The sequence below is a fragment of the Halomonas aquatica genome (genome assembly GCF_040196335.1).
Classification (GTDB): Bacteria; Pseudomonadota; Gammaproteobacteria; order Pseudomonadales; family Halomonadaceae; genus Halomonas; species Halomonas aquatica.
This window is the reverse complement of record NZ_JBEGCJ010000002.1, coordinates 545,851-565,180: the sequence shown is the minus strand read 5'-3', so window position 1 is coordinate 565,180 and position 19,330 is coordinate 545,851. Positions and strand designations below refer to the sequence as shown.

15 protein-coding genes and 3 tRNA genes are annotated in these 19,330 nt (G+C 64.7%); 12 read left to right on the top strand and 6 right to left on the bottom strand.

Going from position 1 to position 19,330, the window contains the following annotated elements; genetic code table 11:
* Positions 1 to 23 precede the first annotated feature (23 nt).
* The gene (locus ABE960_RS05800; RefSeq protein WP_349761276.1) at positions 24 to 515 is read left to right on the top strand and encodes a hypothetical protein; all 492 of its coding nucleotides are present in this window, start codon (positions 24 to 26) and stop codon (positions 513 to 515) included.
* Positions 516 to 576: 61 nt separating this feature from the next.
* On the top strand, positions 577 to 729 hold the full coding sequence (locus ABE960_RS05795) for a hypothetical protein (RefSeq protein WP_349761275.1): 153 nt from the start codon (positions 577 to 579) through the stop codon (positions 727 to 729).
* A 662-nt stretch (positions 730 to 1,391) separates the two neighbouring features.
* Here ABE960_RS05795 and ABE960_RS05790 read toward each other — a convergent pair.
* On the bottom strand, positions 1,392 to 2,663 hold the full coding sequence (locus ABE960_RS05790; RefSeq protein ID WP_349761274.1) for a Wzz/FepE/Etk N-terminal domain-containing protein: 1,272 nt from the start codon (positions 2,661 to 2,663) through the stop codon (positions 1,392 to 1,394).
* Between the two features lie 559 nt (positions 2,664 to 3,222).
* On the opposite strand from ABE960_RS05790, the gene ABE960_RS05785 reads away from it, so the two are divergent.
* Positions 3,223 to 3,603 (top strand): hypothetical protein, encoded by a 381-nt coding sequence (locus ABE960_RS05785; protein ID WP_349761273.1) that lies wholly within the window; start codon positions 3,223 to 3,225, stop codon positions 3,601 to 3,603.
* Positions 3,604 to 4,054: 451 nt separating this feature from the next.
* Here ABE960_RS05785 and ABE960_RS05780 read toward each other — a convergent pair.
* Positions 4,055 to 4,130: transfer RNA gene (locus ABE960_RS05780), tRNA-Thr, on the bottom strand.
* A 42-nt stretch (positions 4,131 to 4,172) separates the two neighbouring features.
* On the bottom strand, positions 4,173 to 4,988 hold the full coding sequence (locus tag ABE960_RS05775) for an acyl-CoA thioesterase (protein ID WP_349761272.1): 816 nt from the start codon (positions 4,986 to 4,988) through the stop codon (positions 4,173 to 4,175).
* Positions 4,989 to 5,076: 88 nt separating this feature from the next.
* On the opposite strand from ABE960_RS05775, the gene tadA reads away from it, so the two are divergent.
* Entirely contained in the window at positions 5,077 to 5,544 is a 468-nt protein-coding gene (gene tadA, locus ABE960_RS05770) for a tRNA adenosine(34) deaminase TadA (protein WP_349761400.1), read from the top strand.
* 14 nt (positions 5,545 to 5,558) lie between these two features.
* Here the strand turns inward: tadA and mltF are convergent, their stop codons facing one another.
* Entirely contained in the window at positions 5,559 to 7,022 is a 1,464-nt protein-coding gene (gene mltF / locus ABE960_RS05765; protein WP_349761271.1) for a membrane-bound lytic murein transglycosylase MltF, read from the bottom strand.
* 158 nt (positions 7,023 to 7,180) lie between these two features.
* Between mltF and purL the strand changes: the two genes are divergently transcribed.
* Positions 7,181 to 11,131, top strand: a complete 3,951-nt coding sequence (gene purL, locus ABE960_RS05760) for a phosphoribosylformylglycinamidine synthase (protein ID WP_349761270.1) — start codon at positions 7,181 to 7,183, stop codon at positions 11,129 to 11,131.
* A gap of 98 nt (positions 11,132 to 11,229) precedes the next feature.
* Here purL and ABE960_RS05755 read toward each other — a convergent pair whose 3' ends face one another.
* On the bottom strand, positions 11,230 to 11,445 hold the full coding sequence (locus ABE960_RS05755; RefSeq protein ID WP_349761269.1) for a hypothetical protein: 216 nt from the start codon (positions 11,443 to 11,445) through the stop codon (positions 11,230 to 11,232).
* A 97-nt stretch (positions 11,446 to 11,542) separates the two neighbouring features.
* Between ABE960_RS05755 and ABE960_RS05750 the strand changes: the two genes are divergently transcribed.
* The 6 genes from ABE960_RS05750 (at position 11,543) to ABE960_RS05725 (ending at position 16,496) form a co-directional block, all read left to right on the top strand.
* Positions 11,543 to 13,456 carry a DEAD/DEAH box helicase family protein gene (locus ABE960_RS05750; RefSeq protein WP_349761268.1) on the top strand — a complete coding sequence of 638 codons (1,914 nt, stop codon included), beginning with the start codon at positions 11,543 to 11,545 and terminating at the stop codon, positions 13,454 to 13,456.
* A gap of 85 nt (positions 13,457 to 13,541) precedes the next feature.
* Complete coding sequence (locus tag ABE960_RS05745; protein ID WP_349761267.1) at positions 13,542 to 14,507, top strand: segregation and condensation protein A; 966 nt, start codon at positions 13,542 to 13,544, stop codon at positions 14,505 to 14,507.
* The gene (gene scpB / locus ABE960_RS05740; RefSeq protein WP_349761266.1) at positions 14,504 to 15,379 is read left to right on the top strand and encodes an SMC-Scp complex subunit ScpB; all 876 of its coding nucleotides are present in this window, start codon (positions 14,504 to 14,506) and stop codon (positions 15,377 to 15,379) included. The genes ABE960_RS05745 and scpB overlap by 4 nt, the downstream gene beginning before the upstream one ends.
* Complete coding sequence (gene rluB / locus ABE960_RS05735; RefSeq protein WP_071944518.1) at positions 15,376 to 16,236, top strand: 23S rRNA pseudouridine(2605) synthase RluB; 861 nt, start codon at positions 15,376 to 15,378, stop codon at positions 16,234 to 16,236. Before scpB ends, rluB begins: the two co-directional genes overlap by 4 nt.
* A 78-nt stretch (positions 16,237 to 16,314) precedes the next feature.
* A tRNA-Lys gene (locus tag ABE960_RS05730) sits at positions 16,315 to 16,390 on the top strand.
* 30 nt (positions 16,391 to 16,420) lie between these two features.
* Positions 16,421 to 16,496, top strand: a tRNA-Lys gene (locus ABE960_RS05725).
* Between the two features lie 351 nt (positions 16,497 to 16,847).
* Here the strand turns inward: ABE960_RS05725 and ABE960_RS05720 are convergent.
* Entirely contained in the window at positions 16,848 to 18,029 is a 1,182-nt protein-coding gene (locus tag ABE960_RS05720) for a diguanylate cyclase domain-containing protein (protein WP_349761265.1), read from the bottom strand.
* 506 nt (positions 18,030 to 18,535) lie between these two features.
* On the opposite strand from ABE960_RS05720, the gene ABE960_RS05715 reads away from it, so the two are divergent.
* Positions 18,536 to 19,255, top strand: a complete 720-nt coding sequence (locus tag ABE960_RS05715; protein ID WP_349761264.1) for a Crp/Fnr family transcriptional regulator — start codon at positions 18,536 to 18,538, stop codon at positions 19,253 to 19,255.
* Positions 19,256 to 19,330: the final 75 nt, after the last annotated feature.

The window sequence follows — 19,330 nt, the reverse complement described above, 5'->3', positions numbered from 1 at the left end:
GCGCTTTTGCGAAAAATGACCCGGTGCCGGCCGTTGATCCGGCCGGCCCGGCCAGGGACATCGACACCATCATCGAGGTGATGACGCAGCAGGTAGGGCGACCGTTGGGCGATGAGTTGATCGGGCTGATGCGGGAGACCATGCGCCCGATGAGCCGACAAGCGCGTGCCGACCTGGCGGCGGCTATCGACGACTGCTTCGAGCGTGTGGAGAGCGAGCAGGCAGGGCGCCATCAGGCCACCGAGCTGATGAGGGAGCCGGTAACCCAGGGTGAGGCACTGGGCAGCTTCAGCGAGGCCCTGGAGTGGATAACGGCTCGATGCTCACTTGAGACAGGTGACACGTCCTACCTGGCCAAGCACCTGATGCTGATGTCTCAGCCGGCTATGGCCTCGGCTGCCGAGCGCTATGTGGCCACCTGGCAGGCCGCTGCTGAGGGTGAGCCAGCGCTGCATCGCCGCGCCAATGCCGGCAGACGGGCCGCTAATGCCTTCCTGAGAGGTGCTGACCAATGAAGCGACGTCATCTCCCAAGGCGCGACCATCCAAAGCCGTCCAGGACGCCTACCGGCGATTGATGAGCGGCAATGATGATTCTTCCCGACTAGAAAAGGGCGGCATGGACCTGGAGACGCTTCCGGCTATCGACCTGGACACCCTGCCGGAGCTTGACCTGGAGCCGCCCACCATCGACCTGACCCATGACACCGGAAAGGAGGGCGAACGATGAGCAAGAATCCCAGGCGGCTGAGCCGGCCCGTGCGGCTCATCGTGAGCGTCGAGGAGGAGGTTGTAGAGGCCATCGACCGCCTGATGAACCAAGGACGACACCATCGACATCGAAACCGGGCCGAGTTTGTCCGGCAGGCCATCGAGCGAGAGCTGGGGCGGTGCCGGTCTGATGCTTTCCGCACCCCCTAAAAAGGGCGGCTGTTTGAAAAACAATCAACGGAAATCAAAGGGCGCCCCAGGCTGGGCGCCTTTGCCGTGTGGGCGTTTGATGATTTTCGGACCAGTACGCGCGTGTGACGAAATCCAGCATATTGAGGTTCGCGCGTGGTTCGCAGCATTGGTACGCATCTGTGATGTAGACAAATGTTCACATGCTGAGCGCGCCAGTAAGCTAACAAAAGCTGACATGCGTGCACCTGATGCGTGAAGGTGCGTGAGGCGTGGGGTTGGCCATCCTTGGCCGTGCCGCTCCGCGCGGCGCCTCAATTTTGAGTTGTCCTCTGGGCGCCAGTATTGCGGGTCTCACAGGGCAGCAAGCACTTCAGCACTATTAATTCGCTATATTGGGTGCGTCATGCTTGGTTGTTGAAGGCAAGCGTTATATATCTCGCATGGATTGTCTCGAAAGGGCCGTGGAAACTGCTCCACGGCCGTTCAGCATTATGCGACCTTTTCTCTATGGTTCTTCACGCTGGCAAAAAACCGAGCTGCTAACAACAAGAAGATGCCAATCATGGCCCCCAGAATCAGCGATAGTGATACAATCAACCTGATTCTCGGAGAATCAGGAGAGCCTGGTTGGTATGCCCAGTGGCTCACCGAGGCTACATCGATTTCTTCCTCAGAGATGTTTTTGGCCGCCAGTATGGCATTTTGTTGGCGCAGTTCATTGTGCTGCACGGAAAACGGAGAAAGGCTTTCGCGACGGAGCAGGGCATTGATGGTCTGGTTCTCTTTTAGCTGCTGGAGCTGCTGTTCTATGTTCCGTACTTCAGCTGTCTTGACCTCTTCTTCAAGATTAGATTCGATGACGACTCTCTCGGCACTCAGCGCCTCAGTACCCATGAAGTAAAGCGGAATGCCATCTTGGGAGTTTATTTCGGCATAGACCACATCGTTTTCGGATGACTGTCGCCCAAGATCCCTGGGGGTCGTGGGTTTTTCAATCCCGAGTCGCAAGGCGATTTGTTCGGCATTCTCCAAGATCCGAATCCTTTCTTCGCGAGAAGATACGATCGATTGCTTCACTGCCTGTAATTCATCTTCGAGCTCAGCGATTCGGATCTGGTCTTCTTCTCTGAGCCTGGTGATCCTGGCTTCTGTATCTTCTCCTTGTGACTTCAGGTGGGCATCCATGGTTGCCCTATTTTGATCGACGATGCGATCAACCGCTCGATCTGCCCTGTCTGCAAGGTCATTGATGTGGTTTTTTTCAGTCCATTGAAAATAATCATTCAGGAGCGTGGGCCCCTCCAAAGAGTTGCTATAATTGATAGCTATGGTGCGAGATGAATCGGAATCATCAGAGGGTGATGTTAGTTTAATGTTTTTAGTGAAAAACGATCTAGGCTCGATTTCCGGAAGCTCATTTTCTTTTTTGATGGAGGTGAAATATCCGGGGTCTTGATCGTAGAAGGACTTGAAATTATTGTAGCTTGAGAGTCTTTTGTTGAATTCTTCAAAAACTGAAAGGCTCTCGTAGCTTCCGGGCATGCTTTCGAGTGCGCGCAAACCTTCTGGTGCTGGAATGTAGGCTATGTCGGTGGAGTATTGTGGATCTGCGATAAAGGCGTAGGCACTCCCGGCTGCAACGCATGCAAGAATGCTGATCGCGATCCATTTCCAGCCCGCATAAATTGCCAGCGCAATATCCCTGAGATCTATCTCGTCACTTTCTGCCCGATGTGTCTGATGGCGCTCAGGTGCGCTCATGTAATATTCCTGGTTTTTACGATGGCTGCGTAGCAAAGAGAGAGCAGGTGGTATGCAACAAAGACGGCTGTGACCATTACCCACTCAGAGTCTATGGTTGCAGATGATATATATCCGAAAATTAATATGGTCAGAATTAAGAATGATAGTGACTTCCACATTTTCGAATATAAGAGTGCAAAGCCGGGGATCATCAGTATAAGCGGAGCTAGTAGGGAAGCTTTTAGTATGTTGCCATCGTTGGGGGTGCTCATATGCGGAGTTCCTGAACTAGGCGGCCGAGGCCGCGAGATAAAGCGCCGTCCATGGTGACCCATGAGATGGAGAAGCCATGTAAGACATTGCTTACACGGCATGTAAGCGAAAGCCGATACGGCGTATCGCGCCCTTCGCAGGCTGCTACCCTGAGAAGTTTGCGTAGGAGGACGGAATGTGACGCATTGCTATTGCCCTGGTACTTCTGCCGCTGGCTGGTCAGGCTCAGGTCATGAAGTGCCAGGATGGCTCCTATCGCGATAACTGCCCCAGCGGCAGGGGGCAAGAGATAGAAACCGGTGGCATGTCCAGCTACGCCGCGTCGCAGGCGCATAAACGCTCCCTCGCATCGATCAAACGCCAACAGCAGCCATCGTCATCCCGGCAGGCGCGAACCGGGCCGAAGCTGCTACCCCAAAGACTGATGTCCATTTCCCAGTGGGCCAGAGACATGGGCATCAGCCGGAACGATCTTGTCGGGGCGAGGAGCCGCGGCAATATCCTGATGGGTATGCACCGCGAGGATGTTGAGCACATCATGGGCAGCCCGGATCGAGTGAATCAGGAGACCCTCGGTGGCCAGCAGTGCCATCATTTGCATTGGCGCGACGACTACGAATGGACCGACTACATTCGCTTATGCAACGGCAGGGTGGATCACCTCCGCCGCAACAACACCGAATAGCTTCTTGCCCCGCCCAGGTTGCGGGGCAAAACAGGAAAGGCCGCTACGTCAGAAAACGTCAGTCTGCCCGCTGGTAGTCAATAGCCAATGCGCCGGCAGGGAAGGGGGTGGGCTGATTATTGAGCCCCTGGCGCCTGCGACCGGAGCGGCCCTTTGCTTATATCGCTAACCCAGAAAAATCCTCGCGTGCGTGCGCGCGCGATCAAGCCGGTGCTCGTCGATATGAATGTTGAGGTTTGTTGAGGTGCTGGATCTGCCCGGCCCGCGATGGCCACCTGCTGCCGTGCAGGTAGCAGGACGATGTGGGCAAGGTGCTGGTGCAAGCCGGTTGCCGTTGGCTATCTGGCTTGGCCTGATTCTGCTGACTGCTACCTATTTGCTACCTAGAAATATTGAAACGAAAAACGGCCACTGCGATGATTCGCTAAGTGACCGTTACTAAAGACCTTTCTGGTGCCGCAAAGAGGATTCGAACCTCCGACCTACGCATTACGAATGCGTTGCTCTGCCAACTGAGCTATTGCGGCGACTGTGGCATGGTAGCGCCGGTATCGGCGCGATGCCAGATGTCAAGGGCGAAGCCGCGTCAGCCCTTCCTGGGCACTTGAGGCAACCAGTCGGCCCTGGCGGTCATAGAGGCTGCCGCGGGCAAAACCACGCGCGGCTCCGGCCCAGGGGCTGTCCATGTCATACAGCAGCCAGTCGTCGACCCTGACGTCGTGATGGAACCAGAGGGCGTGGTCGAGGCTGGCGATCTGCAGCCTCGGGTCGCGGAACTCGATGTCGTGGGGCAACAGCGCCGTGGTCAGCAGGTTGAAGTCGGAGCTGTAGGCGAGCAGGGCGCGCTGCAGCGCCTGGTCATCGGGCAGTTCGCCGACCAGGCGGAACCACAGGCGCTTGCGGGCCGCCTGGCCGGGCTCGGCCGTTTCGCTGACCCGCAGGAACTCGATGGGGTGGCCCGGGAAGCGCTCGAGACGGGCGTCCCCCCCCTGTAGTGCTTCGGGAGGGGGAACCTCGGGCATGGTCGTCTGGTGGGCGATACTCTCCTCGATGCCATGGAAGGAGGCGCTGCAGAAGAAGATCGGCCGTCCCTTCTGGATGGCGCTGATCCGACGGGTGGTGAAGCTGCCGCCGTCGCGTACCGCGTCGACCTGGTAGACCACCGGGCGGTGCGGATCTCCAGGCCGCAGGAAGTAGCCGTGCAGGGAGTGGGCCTGCCGGCTCGGGTCGACGGTCTGGCTGGCAGCGGAGAGGGCCTGGCCCAGCACCTGACCGCCAAATAGCTGGGGCAGTCCGAGGTCCTGGCTGCGGCCACGGAACAGGTTCTCCTCCAGGGTCTCGAGGCGGAGCAGGTCGGCCAGCGCGTTCAGGGCGTCGGGTGTCATGGGTTCCTCCGGGGTCGATGGCGTGCAGGGGAGCCATCGGTATCATACGATCGTCTTAATGGCATCCATTTTACGGGAGTTCAGGACATTGCGCAGCGACGAGTTCTACATGCATCGGGCGCTGGATCAGGCTCGGCTGGGCCTGGATGCCGGCGAGGTGCCGGTGGGCGCGGTGGTGGTGGACGGCGCAGGCGAGATCGTCGGCGCCGGCTTCAATGCCCCGGTGGGCGGCCACGACCCCAGCGCCCATGCCGAGATCCGCGCGCTGCGAGATGCCGGCGAGCGGCTGGGCAACTACCGGCTGGAGGGCTGTACCCTCTTCGTGACCCTCGAACCCTGCCTGATGTGCACCGGGGCGATCATCCATGCCCGCCTGGCACGGCTGGTCTATGGCGCGGCCGAGCCGCGCAGCGGCATGGTGGAGTCGAAGGCCAATCTCTTCGCGCAGCCCTGGCACCACCACCGGGTGGCGGTGGAGGGCGGCGTGCTGGCGGCCCGCTCTTCCCGGCTGCTCAGGGCGTTCTTCGTCGCCCGCCGCGATGGTGACGAGCCCTGAGGGGCCGAGGCCGGCTAGAGGACCGGGGGAATCTGTTCGAAGAGTTCTCTTTCTGCCTGGTCGGGCAGGCGGGCATTGAGCTCGTGGAACTGCTCCTGGCTGCGGTCGAGGTAGGCCAGGATCTCGTAGTAGCGCCGGATGTTGCGCACGTAGATCACCGGTTCGCCGCCCCGGGCGTAGCCATAGCGGGTCTTGCTGTGCCACTCGCGCTCCTGGAGCAGGGGCAGCGACTCGCGCACGTCGCGCCACAGGTCCGGGTCGCCGCCGCGCATCTCGGTGATCTTCCGGGCGTCATACAGGTGGCCGAGGCCGACATTATAGGAGGCCATGGTCATGAACAGGCGGTCTTCGCCGGTGATCGATTCCGGTAGTCGCTCCTCGATGCTGCGCAGGTAGCGGGCGCCACCATGGATGCTCTGGGCCGGATCGAGCCGGTTGTCGACGCCCAGGTCGCCGGCGGTGGCGTTGGTCAACATCATCAACCCGCGTACCCCGGTGGGGGAGGTGGCCCTGGGCTCCCAGTGAGACTCCTGATAGCCCAGCGCTGCCAGCAGCTTCCAGTCGAAGCGGGTGTTGCGGGCGGCCTCGCGGAACAGCTCGGTGTAGCGAGGCAGGCGCTCACGGGCCTGGGCGATGAAGATTCGGGCCCCCACGTATTCCAGGTAGTCGTCATGGCCGAAGTAGCTGGCCACCAGGGCGTCTAGCTCGTCGTCCCGGCGCAGGTCATCGAGGAAACGGTTGGCGGCACTGACCAGCCCCAGGCCCCGGCCGGCGGGGAAGGCCCAGGCCAGGGAGAGCGGTTTGCCGAGGGAGAAACCGTCCTCGACCTCGGGGAAGAACAGCCGGTTGAGACGGAACTGGTGCTCGAAGACGACCGCGGCATCCAGGGTGCCGCGTGTCACCTGGCCGAGCAGGTCGGCCACTTCCAGCTCGTCGGATTCCTTCCAGCTCAGCCAGGGGTGTTCCGCCTGCAGTTCGCGGAGGACCCGGTCGGTGCCGGATCCAAGCAGCGTGCCAATCTCCAACCCCTCCAGTTCCTCGATCCCTTCCGGCGGATGCAGGCCGCGGCGGTAGACCAGGAGTGGCTGCAGCAGCATGATCGGCCGGCTGAACATCAGGCCGTCCAGGGTCGGGTCCAGGGGCAGGGCGGCAGCGCCCAGGTCGCCTTCCTCGCGCACGGCCTCCAGCACGCCCTGGATATTGTGATCGGCATCCAGGGTCAGGCTGACCTCAAGATAGTTGGCGAAGCGTCGCACCAGTTCGTACTCGAACCCGGTGGGGCCCTGGCGCCCTTCGTAGTAGGTGGTGGGTGTGTTGCGGGTGTGCACGCTGAGGAAGTCGCGGTCGAGCACGTCCTGCAGGTGTGGTTCCTTCGGCGCGCCGCCATGATGGGGCAGCAGCGCCAGCAGGAGGGCACTGCACAGGAGGACGGCCCCGCGCCATAGGCGCCGGGGAGAGGCGGTCGCGAATGCGGGCATACGAACGATGTGCGGCGATAAGGCCTTCAACCATAACCAGCCGGCCGACGGCTGTCACCTCCCGCGATTTCTCGAGCCCGATGCTTTCCAGTATCATGTGCCCTCCTTGCCGCCGGCCGCGGCCCCGAATTTCTCTCCTGCTTCAGAGGCTCCAGGATATGCTCGAACTGCGAGGCGCGCCCGCCCTATCTGCCTTCCGTCATGCCAAGCTGCTGGACGCCCTGCGCGCATCCGTTCCTGAGGTCGAGTCCCTGCAGGCCCACCACGTGCACTTCGTCGACCATGACGGCGACCTGGGCGAGGACGAGCAGCGTCTGCTGGAACAACTGCTGGATTACGGCCCCGCGCGTGAGCATGGGCCCCATGCCGAAGGCCAACTGTTCCTGGTGGTGCCGCGTATCGGCACCCAGTCTCCCTGGTCCTCCAAGGCCACCGACATCGCCCACAACTGTGGCCTGTCCCGGGTGCGTCGCATCGAGCGCGGCATCGTCTATCGGGTCAGGGTGGCCGGGGCGCTCTCCGAGTCCGCCTTCGAGGGCATCCAGGCGGCCCTGCATGACCGCATGACCGAGTCCGTGCTGGCCGATGCCTCCGACGCCGCCCGGCTCTTCGCCCACCACGAGCCGGCACCGCTGGGCAGCGTGGATATCCTCGAGGGTGGCCGTGAGGCCCTCGAGGTTGCCAACGTCGAGCTGGGGCTGGCGCTGGCCGAGGATGAGATCGACTATCTCTGCGAGGCGTTTCGCGAGCTGGGCCGCAATCCCTCGGACGTCGAGTTGATGATGTTCGCCCAGGCCAACTCCGAGCATTGTCGTCACAAGATCTTCAATGCCGACTGGCTGATCGACGGCGAGGCCCAGGAGCACTCGCTGTTCAAGATGATCAAGAACACCCACCAGCAGTCGCCCGACGACATCCTCTCGGCCTACAGCGACAATTCGGCGGTGATCCGGGGCAGCGAGGCCGGGCGCTTCTTCGCCGCGCCGCTCATCGGCCAGGGCGACGAGCGTGCCGTCTACGGCGCCTCCCACGAGCCGATACAGATCCTGATGAAGGTGGAGACCCACAACCACCCCACGGCCATCGCGCCGCATCCGGGCGCGGCCACCGGCGCGGGTGGCGAGATCCGCGACGAGGGGGCCACCGGCATCGGCGGCAAGCCCAAGGCGGGCCTGACCGGTTTCACCGTTTCCAACCTGCGCATTCCCGAATACGTGCAGCCCTGGGAGGCCTTCGACTACGGCAAGCCCGAGCGCATCCAGTCGGCGCTTCAGATCATGCTCGAGGCGCCCATCGGCGGGGCCGCCTTCAACAACGAGTTCGGCCGTCCCAACCTGACCGGCGTCTTCCGCACCTATGAGCAGGATGTCCTGGGAAATGACGGCATCGAGCGGCGCGGCTACCACAAGCCGATCATGCTCGCCGGCGGCTATGGCAACATCCGCGACGGCCATGTCCAGAAGGGCGAGATTCCCGTTGGCGGCAAGCTGATCGTGATGGGGGGGCCTGCGATGCTGATCGGCCTGGGTGGCGGTGCGGCCTCCAGCATGGCCTCAGGCGCCTCCAGCGCCGACCTGGACTTCGCCTCCGTGCAGCGTGGCAATCCCGAGATGGAGCGCCGCGCCCAGGAGGTCATCGACCGCTGCTGGGCACTGGGCGAGGACAATCCGATCCGCTTCATCCACGACGTGGGGGCAGGCGGGCTCTCCAACGCCCTGCCCGAGCTGGTCAAGGACGCCGAGCGCGGCGGCATGTTCGACCTGCGCGCCGTGCCCAACGCCGAGCCCGGCATGAGCCCGCTGGAGATCTGGTGCAACGAGGCCCAGGAGCGCTACGTGCTCGCCGTGGCGCCTGAGGCCCTGGCCACCTTCGAGGCACTCTGCGAGCGCGAGCGTTGCCCCTATGCCGTGGTCGGCGAGGCCACCGAGGCCCACCACCTGGCGGTGACCGACGGCCACTTCGAGAGCCAGCCGGTGGACCTGCCGATGAGCGTGCTGTTCGGCAAGCCGCCGAAGATGCAGCGTGAGTTCACGCGACAGGCCAACACGCTTTCCGGCGTGATGCTCGATAACCTCGACCTGCGCGAGGCCATGGACCGAGTGCTGCGCCTGCCCGCCGTGGCGTCCAAGAGCTTCCTGATCACCATCGGCGACCGTTCCATCACCGGCCAGGTGGCCCGCGACCAGATGGTCGGGCCCTGGCAGGTGCCGGTGGCGGACGTGGCGGTGACCACGGCCAGCTTCGACACCCATGCCGGCGAGGCCATGGCCATGGGCGAGCGTCCACCGGTGGCACTGATCGACCCCGCCGCCAGTGCGCGCCTGGCGGTGGCCGAGGCGATCACCAACCTGGCCGCCGCGCCGATCGGCAAGATCGGAGACATCAAGCTCTCGGCCAACTGGATGAGTGCCGCCGATCATCCCGGCGAGAACCAGGCGCTCTATGATGCCGTGCATGCCGTGGGCATGGAGCTGTGTCCGGCGCTGGGCATCGCCATCCCGGTGGGCAAGGATTCCATGTCCATGCGCACGGCCTGGCAGGGGGAGAATGCCCGAGGGCAGGTCGAGGAGAAGAGCATCACCTCGCCGCTGTCGCTGTCGATCACCGGCTTCGCCCCGGTCACGGATGCCCTGCGGACCCTCACGCCGCAGCTCAACCTGGAACAGGACGAGTCCGACCTGCTGCTGATCGACCTCGGTGGCGGCCGGAATCGCCTGGGCGGCTCGGCCCTGGCTCAGGTCTATGGCCAGGTGGGTGACGAGTGTCCAGACCTGGACGACCCCGAGGACCTCAAGGCCTTCTTTGCAGTGATCCAGGGGCTCAACGCCGAGGGCAAGCTGCTTGCCTATCATGACCGCAGCGACGGCGGCCTGCTGGTCACCCTGCTGGAGATGGCCTTCGCCGCCCACGCGGGCCTCGAGATCAAGCTCGACTGGCTGATCGACGAGCCCGTCGACGCCTTCAATGCGCTGTTCGCCGAGGAGCTCGGCGCGGTCATCCAGGTGAATCGCCAATTTACCGAGGAGGTGCTGGCCCAGTTCGCCGCGGCGGGCATCGAGACCTGCGGCGTCATCGCGCGGCCGCGCTACGACGACCAGGTGCGCGTCACCCTCTTCGAGGAGCCGCTGCTGGAGACCACCCGGCTGCTGGCCGAGCGCACCTGGGCCGAGACCAGCTATCGGCTGCAGGCGCTGCGCGACAACGCCGACTGCGCCAAGAGCGAGTTCGATGGCCTGCTCGATGGCCGCGACCCGGGCCTCTCGGCCCAGCCGGCCTTCGATGTCGACGAGGACATCGCTGCTCCCTATCTTCAGGCACCCCATGTCCACAAGGCCCGCCCAGCCGTGGCGGTACTGCGTGAACAGGGGGTCAACGGCCAGCTCGAAATGGCCTGGGCCTTCGATCGGGCCGGCTTCGAGGCCGTCGACGTGCACATGAGCGACATCCTCGAGGGGCGGGTGAGTCTCGAGGCCTTCAAGGGCCTGGTGGCCTGCGGCGGCTTCTCCTACGGGGACGTGCTGGGGGCCGGCGGCGGCTGGGCCAAGTCGATCCTCTTCAACCCACGCGCCCGGGAGCAGTTCGCGGCCTTCTTCGACCGCGACGACAGTTTCTCGCTGGGCGTCTGCAACGGCTGCCAGATGCTCGCCCAGCTCAAGGAGCTGATTCCCGGTGCCGAGGCCTGGCCGCGCTTCGTGCGCAACGAGTCCGAGCAGTTCGAGGCCCGGGTCTCGATGGTGCAGGTGGAGGAGAGCCCGTCGATCCTGCTCGCCGGCATGGAGGGCTCGCGCCTGCCCATCGCCGTGGCTCACGGCGAGGGCCGTGCCGAGTTCCGCGACAGCGCCCACCTGCGGGGCATCCAGGGTAGCGGCCAGGTCGCCCTGCGCTTCCTGGACAACCACGGCCAGGTGACCACGCGCTATCCGGCCAATCCCAACGGCTCAGCCTCAGGCGTCACCGGCCTGACCACGCCGGATGGTCGGGTCACCATCATGATGCCCCATCCGGAGCGGGTCGTGCGGGCGGTGACCAACTCCTGGCGTCCCGCCGAGTGGACGCAGGACGGCGCCTGGATGCGCCTGTTCCGCAACGCCCGGGCCTGGCTGGACTGACACCGCCCCCCCCCTCCCACCCAGTGGCCCCCCCCCCGACGCCGCCGCCCGGGCCACGACCCCGGGCGTCGGCGTCTGTGGGGGTAATGCCGGGGACGTCAGGAACGGTTTTCGTCCGGGGCATCATCGTGGTGCTTGAGGTGCGCCTCGAGATCATCGAGGACATGGCGGAACTGGGCCTGGAAGTGGTCGAACCGGCCGAAGTCGTGGCTGCACTCGTCACAGTACACGTGGTACTGGTCCTGACGGCCCGGCGGGAAGCGCTTCACACGGCTGCCGCACTTTGGGCACTCGGGGCTGGTCTTCACTTGCATGGGCGTTTCTCCTTCTGCGGGGAAATGGACGACGGCTATCGTCCCGGATTCTTCTCTAGGTATCATGGCACTACCTTTCGAGGTCAAGAGTTGACGCATGACAAGTTCCGCCGACAAGACCTGTGCCGGGGAAGGCGGCGCCCCGTCGCTGCGCCCCTACCAGTCCCTGGCGGTGGACCGGGTGATCGAGCACTTCCGGGCGTCCGACGACCCCGCGGTGGTGGTACTGCCCACCGGTAGCGGCAAGTCGCTGGTGATCGCCGAGCTGGCGCGCCTGGCTCGGGGGCGAGTGCTGGTGCTGGCCCATGTGCGGGAACTGGTCGAGCAGAACCACGCCAAGTACCAGGCCTATGGCCTGACGGCGGACGTCTTCAGCGCGGGGCTGGGGCGCCGGGAGGCCTCCTGCCAGGTGGTGTTCGGCTCGGTGCAGTCGGTGGTGCGCCATCTCGACGACTTCGACGCCGGCCATTTCACCCTGCTGGTGATCGACGAGTGCCATCGGGTGTCGCCACAGGAGGATTCCAGCTACCGCCAGGTGATCGACCGCCTGCGTGGTGCCAATCCTCGCCTCAAGGTGCTGGGGCTTACCGCCACACCCTATCGGCTGGGCCAGGGCTTCATCTACCATCGTCATCACCATGGAATGGTGCGCGGCGACGAGGCGTGTTTCTTTCGCGACTGCGTCTTCGAGCAGCCGCTGCGCCTGATGGTGAGCCAGGGCTATCTGGCGACCCCCAGGCGAGTCGATGCCGCGCTATTCAAGAATGGACAAGAGCTGCGCTACGATTTCTCCCGGCTCTCGCTCACCTCGAGCGGGGTATTCAGCGAGGCGGCACTCGACCGGGTCGTCGCCGGCCATCGGGCCACCCCGGGGATCATCGCCGAGGTGATAGAGCGCGCCCGGGAGCGCCGGGGGGTGATGCTGTTTGCCGCCACCGTGGCCCATGCCGAGGAGATCCTGGGGTACCTGCCGGCCGGTGAGGCGGCCCTGATCACCGGGGCGACCCCCTCCGCCGAGCGCGAGCGCATCATCGCCGCCTTCAAGGCCCGAGAGGGCAAGTACCTGGTCAACGTGGCGGTGCTGACCACCGGCTTCGATGCCCCCCATGTGGACCTGATCGCCATCCTGCGGCCCACCGAGTCGGTGAGCCTCTACCAGCAGATCGTCGGTCGTGGCCTGCGCCTCTCGCCGGGCAAGGATGACTGCCTGGTCCTCGACTATGCCGGCAACCCCTGGGACCTCTACGCCCCGGAGGTGGGGAGCCCGAAGCCGGACGGTGACAGCGAGCCGGTGCAGGTGCCGTGCCCCCAGTGCGACCACCCCAACCTCTTCTGGGGCAAGCGTGACGGCGAACTCGTCATCGAGCACTTCGGGCGGCGCTGCCAGGGGCTTGTGGCTTCCAATAAACGCGCCCGACCCCGCGCGAAAAGCGTAAATTCAAACTCCGAGTATCGCGCCCGACCCCGCGCGAAAGATACACCGTCAAAACCGGCGACGTCGGCGACGTCGGCAATGGAGCAGTGTTCGTTCCGCTTCCGCTTCAAGGTCTGCGGCGACTGCGGCGCCGAGAACGATATCGCCGCCCGGCGCTGTCACGGCTGCCAGGGGCTGCTGGTGGATGCCGACGACAAGCTCAAGGCGGCGCTGCGGCTGCGCGATGCCCGGGTGTTGAGGGTCGGCGGGATGCAGCTCGAGGCGACACTCAACGGCCGTGGCCTGCCGCGACTCAAGGTCACCTATCATGACGAGGAAGGCGTGACCCTGAGCGAGTGGTTCGCCCTGGAGACGCCGGCGCAACGCGGCGCCTTCGCCGCGGCCTTCCTGCGTGACCACCTGAGGGCCCCGGGTGTCCGCTGGTCGCCGCGCACCCCGGAGGAGGTGATCGCCGAGCAGCGCCGGCTGCGGTCGCCGGACTTCGTGGTGGGTCGCCAGGTGGGGCGCCACTGGCAGGTGCGCGAGAAGCTGTTCGACTATACCGGGCGCTACCGGAGGGCCGAGTCGCTGGCATGAGCCCCGGCGATTTACCTTCACGGCCCAGGAATTGCTAGACTGCACGATCGATGATCCGCCCTGCAGTCGGGAGGCCAGGCCCCGCGTGAGCGATACGCCCCAGAGTGATGCGCCCGAGCGGGCCGACAGCGATGCCCTCCAGGCGGCCGAGGTTCAGGCCGACGTGCTGGGCCGCCTGTTCGACGAACCGATCACCGAGCTGCCGGAGGATCTCTATATCCCCCCGGAGGCCCTGCGAGTCTTCCTGGAGGCCTTCGAGGGCCCGCTGGACCTGCTGCTCTACCTGATCCGCCGGCAGAACCTGGATATCCTGGCCATCAATGTGGCGGCCATCACCCGGCAGTACATCGAATACGTTGAACTGATGAAGGCCATGGAGATCGAGCTGGCCGGGGAGTACCTGCTGATGGCGGCGATGCTCGCCGAGATCAAGTCACGTACCCTGCTGCCGCGCCCGCCGAAGGAAGGGGTCGAGGACGACGAGGAAGATCCGCGCGCCGAGCTGATCCGTCGCCTGCAGGAGTACGAGCGGCTCAAGAATGCCGCCGAGGCGCTGGCCGAGCTGCCTCGCCTGGGACGGGACTGGTTCCCGGCCCGGGCCTCGTTGCCGGCGCTGGAGGCCCGGGTGATCCACCCGGAAGTGGAACTCGATGAACTGCTCGGGGCCCTGGCCGGCATCCTGCGGCGTGCCGAGCTCAACCAGACCCACCAGATCACCCGCGAGGGGCTCTCGACCCGGGAGCGCATGCTGGCGATCATGGAGCGGCTGTCACGTGAGCACTACACCCCCTTCGAGGCGCTGTTCACCCTCGAGGAGGGGCGAGTCGGCGTGATCGTGACCTTCATGGCGATCCTCGAGCTCGCCAAGGAGGCGATGATCGAGATCGTGCAGAATGCCCCGCTCTCGCCGATCCACGTGCGGGCCCGGCTGGACGAGCAGGACGCCTTCGAGGAGGAGGCCGTGGAGGAAGAGGAGGGCGGCGAGAGCCCCTTCGATGACCGTCCCCCCGATGACCATCGTGATGACCAGGAAGGGAGTGACCCGGCATGACCGCCATGGAATTTCCCGATGCCCTGGACGAGATCCTCGAGGCGGCGCTGCTGGCGGCCGGGGAGCCGCTCTCGCTGGAGCGCCTGGAGGGGCTCTTCGACGACCACGAGCGCCCGCCGCGTCGCGCGTTGCGCGAGGCCATGGAGCGTCTGGGGCTTCGCCACGAGCGGGGCGCCATGGAGCTGCTCGAGACCGCATCGGGCTTCCAGCTGCGCATCCGTCCGCGGCTCTCGCCCTGGGTGTCGCGGCTGTGGGACGAGCGGCCCCAGCGCTACTCCCGAGCGCTGCTGGAGACCTTGGCGCTGATCGCCTATCGTCAGCCGGTGACCCGCAGCGACATCGAGGAGGTGCGCGGCGTCACGGTGAGCGGCTCGATCATGCGCACCCTGCTCGACCGCGGCTGGGTGCGCGTGGTGGGCCATCGTGACGTGCCGGGCCGCCCGGCGGTCTATGCCACCACCCGCAGCTTCCTCGACGACTTCGGGCTTCGCACCCTCGACGAGTTGCCGCCGATGCACGAGCTCAAGCAGTTCGAGGAGCCGATCCTCGAGGACGAGGCCCCGCCCCCCCAGTCCGAGTTGCTGGCCCAGGCGGACGCGCCGGAGGACGCGGAAGACGAGGGAGACGACGAGACAGCGCCGCCCGAGGAGGGCGGCGAGGTCGTGCCGGAGACCGCCGAGGCGGGAGAGGCGACGACCGACGCGACGGCCGGGAGGGCCGACGACGATGACCACGCCGGGACGGCGTCCGAGCGGGCAGGACTGAGCTTCGCCGATCTTGAGGCTCGCCTGTCCGAACGTGCCCGGGGCCGCGTCGACGATGACGCTGCCACGGGCACGGAATCCACATCCAGTGAGAAAGATGACCGATGAGCACTACCACCGAGAAACTGCAGAAGGTCCTGGCCCGTGCCGGGCTGGGATCGCGCCGCGAGATGGAAACGGCCATCGCCGATGGGCGGGTCAAGGTCAACGGCCAGGTGGCGACCCTGGGCGACCGCATCGACATGCGCGACCGGGTGGCCCTCGATGACCGCCCGGTGACCCTGCGCGGCGCCGAGGACGTGCCGCGCCGGGTGATCATGTACAACAAGCCCGAGGGTGAGCTCTGCACCCGCAAGGACCCCGAAGGGCGCCGCACCGTCTTCGATCGCCTGCCGCGCCTCAAGGGCGAGCGCTGGATCGCCATCGGCCGGCTGGACATCAACACCAGCGGCCTGCTGCTGTTCACCACCGATGGCGAGCTGGCCAACAAGCTGATGCATCCCTCCACGCAGGTGGAGCGGGAATACGCCGTTCGCGTGATGGGCGAGGTGAAGAAGGAGCAGGTGAAGGCCATGGTCGAGGGCGTGATGCTCGACGATGGTCCGGCGAACTTCTCCGACGTGCAGGAGTTCGGTGGCGAAGGGATCAACACCTGGTTCCACGTGGTGATCATGGAGGGGCGCAACCGCGAGGTTCGCCGGCTGTGGGAGTCCCAGGGCCTGACCGTCAGCCGCCTCAAGCGGGTGCGCTATGGCAACATCTTCCTCGACAAGCGGACCAAGGCCGGGGAGTGGGTGGAGCTCTCCCAGGACGAGATCGACGATCTGGCCGAGACAGCCGGGCTGGCGGCGCGCAAGGTGCCGGAGCTGACCCCGGACGAGAAGAACCGCTGGAGCCGCGACAAGCACAAGCGTCGGCCGGTGCAGGCCATGCGTAAGCCCAAGGGCCAGCGCGGTCGCGGATGAGCCTCTCGTGCTTCGACCAAAGGCAAAAATCGCTTGCCATCACGGGGGCAGATCAGTAATATCTGCACCCGTTCGGAGGGGTCGTTAGCTCAGTTGGTAGAGCAGTTGGCTTTTAACCAATTGGTCGTAGGTTCGAATCCTACACGACCCACCATCCGGACCTGTATGCTTCCTCGCAAGTACCGGGTCGTTAGCTCAGTTGGTAGAGCAGTTGGCTTTTAACCAATTGGTCGTAGGTTCGAATCCTACACGACCCACCAGTTTGACGACAAAGCGCCCTCGCTTCCAGGAAGCGAGGGCGCTTTGTCATTATGGGGTCATGTCTCTGTCGAGCGTGCGGCGATCGGCTCGCCCGTCTCAACGCAGGCCGAGGAGGGACAGAACCGCCAGCACGATGACGACGGCGCCGACGATCCAGACGATGTTGTTCATGAGATACTCCTCTGCGGCACATGATCCCGTGTGAGGACGCTGTGCCATGGTTGTGGTGATGGCGTCGCGGTCCCTGCGACGCGTTGGTGTAACTCCATGTACTGGCGGTTCCCTTGCCTCACCAATGCCTAGACTATGCGAACGGTGCCATACCGTCTGTGCGTTGGCGTACATGGGGCTCATGAAAAGTCGAACTCGCCCTGCGACGGCGGCTTCAGACGCTGAAGGCCTGAGTCGCCCCGCCTTCGTTGACATTGCCGGACATCCATCTCGGCCGTGAAGCTCCGATGCCCATTTCGGCCATTTCGCTTGGTGTGGTACATGGCCGTGTCGGCGTTCTGCATCAGGGCATCGGCATCATCGGCATCATCCGGGAAGAGGCTGATGCCGATGCTCAGCGTGACGAGGAGTTCATGGCCCTGGACATGTAACGGCCTGCCCAGGGCCGCCAGCAGTTTTTCCGCGACCGTGGTGGCATCCTCGGGTTGCCTGAGCTCGGCGAGCAGGATCACGAATTCGTCGCCGCCCTGACGGCAAAGGGTGTCGGTGTCGCGCATGCACCCCTGGAGACGACCCGCCACCGCCTGGAGCAGGCGGTCGCCCACCTCATGACCCAGGGCGTCATTGATGGACTTGAAGGCATCCAGGTTGAGATAGAGCAGGGCGACCAGGTGTCGGTGTCGCCGGGCCAGGCTGATGGCCCGGGAGAGCCGTTCCGTCAGCAGGGCGCGATTGGGCAGGCCGGTGAGGGCATCATGCTGCGCCAGATAGGCCATCCGCTCCGACATGGCCCGGGACCGGGTGGCGTCGTGGAACACGATCACGGCGCCGGTGACGCGACCTTCCCGGTCATGGATGGGCGCCGCCGAATCCTCGATCTCGAGCTTCCTGCCATCCTGGCGGACCAGCACGCAATCCAGGGCGAAGCCTGCCCTCCTGTTCTCCTCGATGGCGCGCCGCCCGGGGGGGATGGTCGTCTGCTGTGTCTTGCCGTCGACGAGATGGAACACGTGGGAGAGTGGCTTGCCGATCGCTTCCGGTTGCGTCCAGCCTGTCAGGGTCTCCGCCACGCGATTCATGTGGGTGACCCTCCCCAGAAGGTCGATGGTCAGGACACCCTCATCAATGGCGTCGAGCACCACCCGCGCCCATGCCCTCTCGGCCTCCAGGATGGCGGCGACGTCCCGTCTCGGGGCGGTGGTCGCTTTTCGCTCGGAGGTGACGACCACCGTCGGGTGGGCCCCTTGCGGCACCGGTTGCCCGCCGGGTAAGGAGGCGGCAGTGAGCGGCGTCCAGAGGATGCCCTGAGGCACCGGGTCGTCGTCTCTCATGCACTCGCCCCGGGTGGGTGCATCAGCCATGGGCTGCACGCCCGACGGTGAGTCGAGAGCGGCGGGGCCCGGTGGGGCGCCCGAGACCGTGAGGCCAGCGACGTGATCATCCGAAAGGTCGGCACTTGCATGAGCTTGTTTCCTGTTCCGCCTGCCTGCGAGCCCCGGGTGGCAAGGCGTCGCCTGCCCCCGGTCCCTGTCCTGGCGCGCATGGGCCGATAGTCATCAAGCCTAGTTGCGTGACGGGGTCGCTTCCGTGCGTTAACGTACACAGCATGGGCATCGCGCCCTGGGCCTGTGTCGGCGGGGGAATGCAGCGAGTCGGGGTTTCTCGGTGTATTTCCAGGGGTGATTGCCTGCCTGGCGCTGTCGGGCAGCCTGTTGCCTGATTCTTGATGGCGATCCGGGGTGAGTCCGGCAAGGTGTGTGCGCGGCTCGTATCGTCAACCATCATCGGCCAAATCTTCCCTGCTGACCCTGCTGACCCTGCTGACCCTGCTGTCGAAGCTGGCCTGACCGATTAGGGAGTGTCAGTAATGGCCCTGCAACATGATCCTCGCCAGAATCACCTGCTGGCCTCCCTGCCGCGGGACGAATACGAGCGCCTGGCGCCCCACCTCGAGCGGGTCGAGCTGACGCTGGGGGAGTCGCTGGTCGAGTCAGGCATGGAGATGCGCCATGTCTATTTTCCGACGGATTGCATCGTATCGCTGCTATGCGTCATGGAAGCGGGTGATTCGACGGAAATTGCCGTCGTCGGTGCCGAGGGGATCGTCGGCATCTCGCTGTTCATGGGCGGCGAAACCACGCCGAGCCGCGCCGTCGTGCAGAGTGCCGGCAGTGCCTATCGCCTCAAGGGGCAGCTGCTGAAGGACGAGTTTGATCGCGCCTCAGCGCTCCAGTTCCTGTTGTTGCGCTACACTCAGGCCCTGATCACCCAGATGGCGCAGACGGCGGTATGCAATCGTCATCACAGCCTGGATCAGCAGCTGTGTCGCTGGCTGTTGCTGAGCCTGGATCGCTTGCCGACCAACGAACTGGTCATGACCCAGGAACTCATCGCCAACATGCTCGGCGTGCGCCGAGAGGGCGTCACCGAGTCGGCCGGCAAGCTGCAGAAAGTCGGACTGATTTCCTACCATCGCGGGCGTATCAGAGTCCTGGACAGGCCTGGTCTGGAAGCGCGGGTCTGTGAGTGCTATGGGGTCGTCAAGAAGGAGTACGATCGCCTGCTAAGCTATCAGCGTCCCGGGTGAAGGGGCCCTGTCCCTCGCCCAGCGGCATGGTGCCGAGCAGGGCCTTTCCCTCGTATGTCTCCTGGCGCACCGACG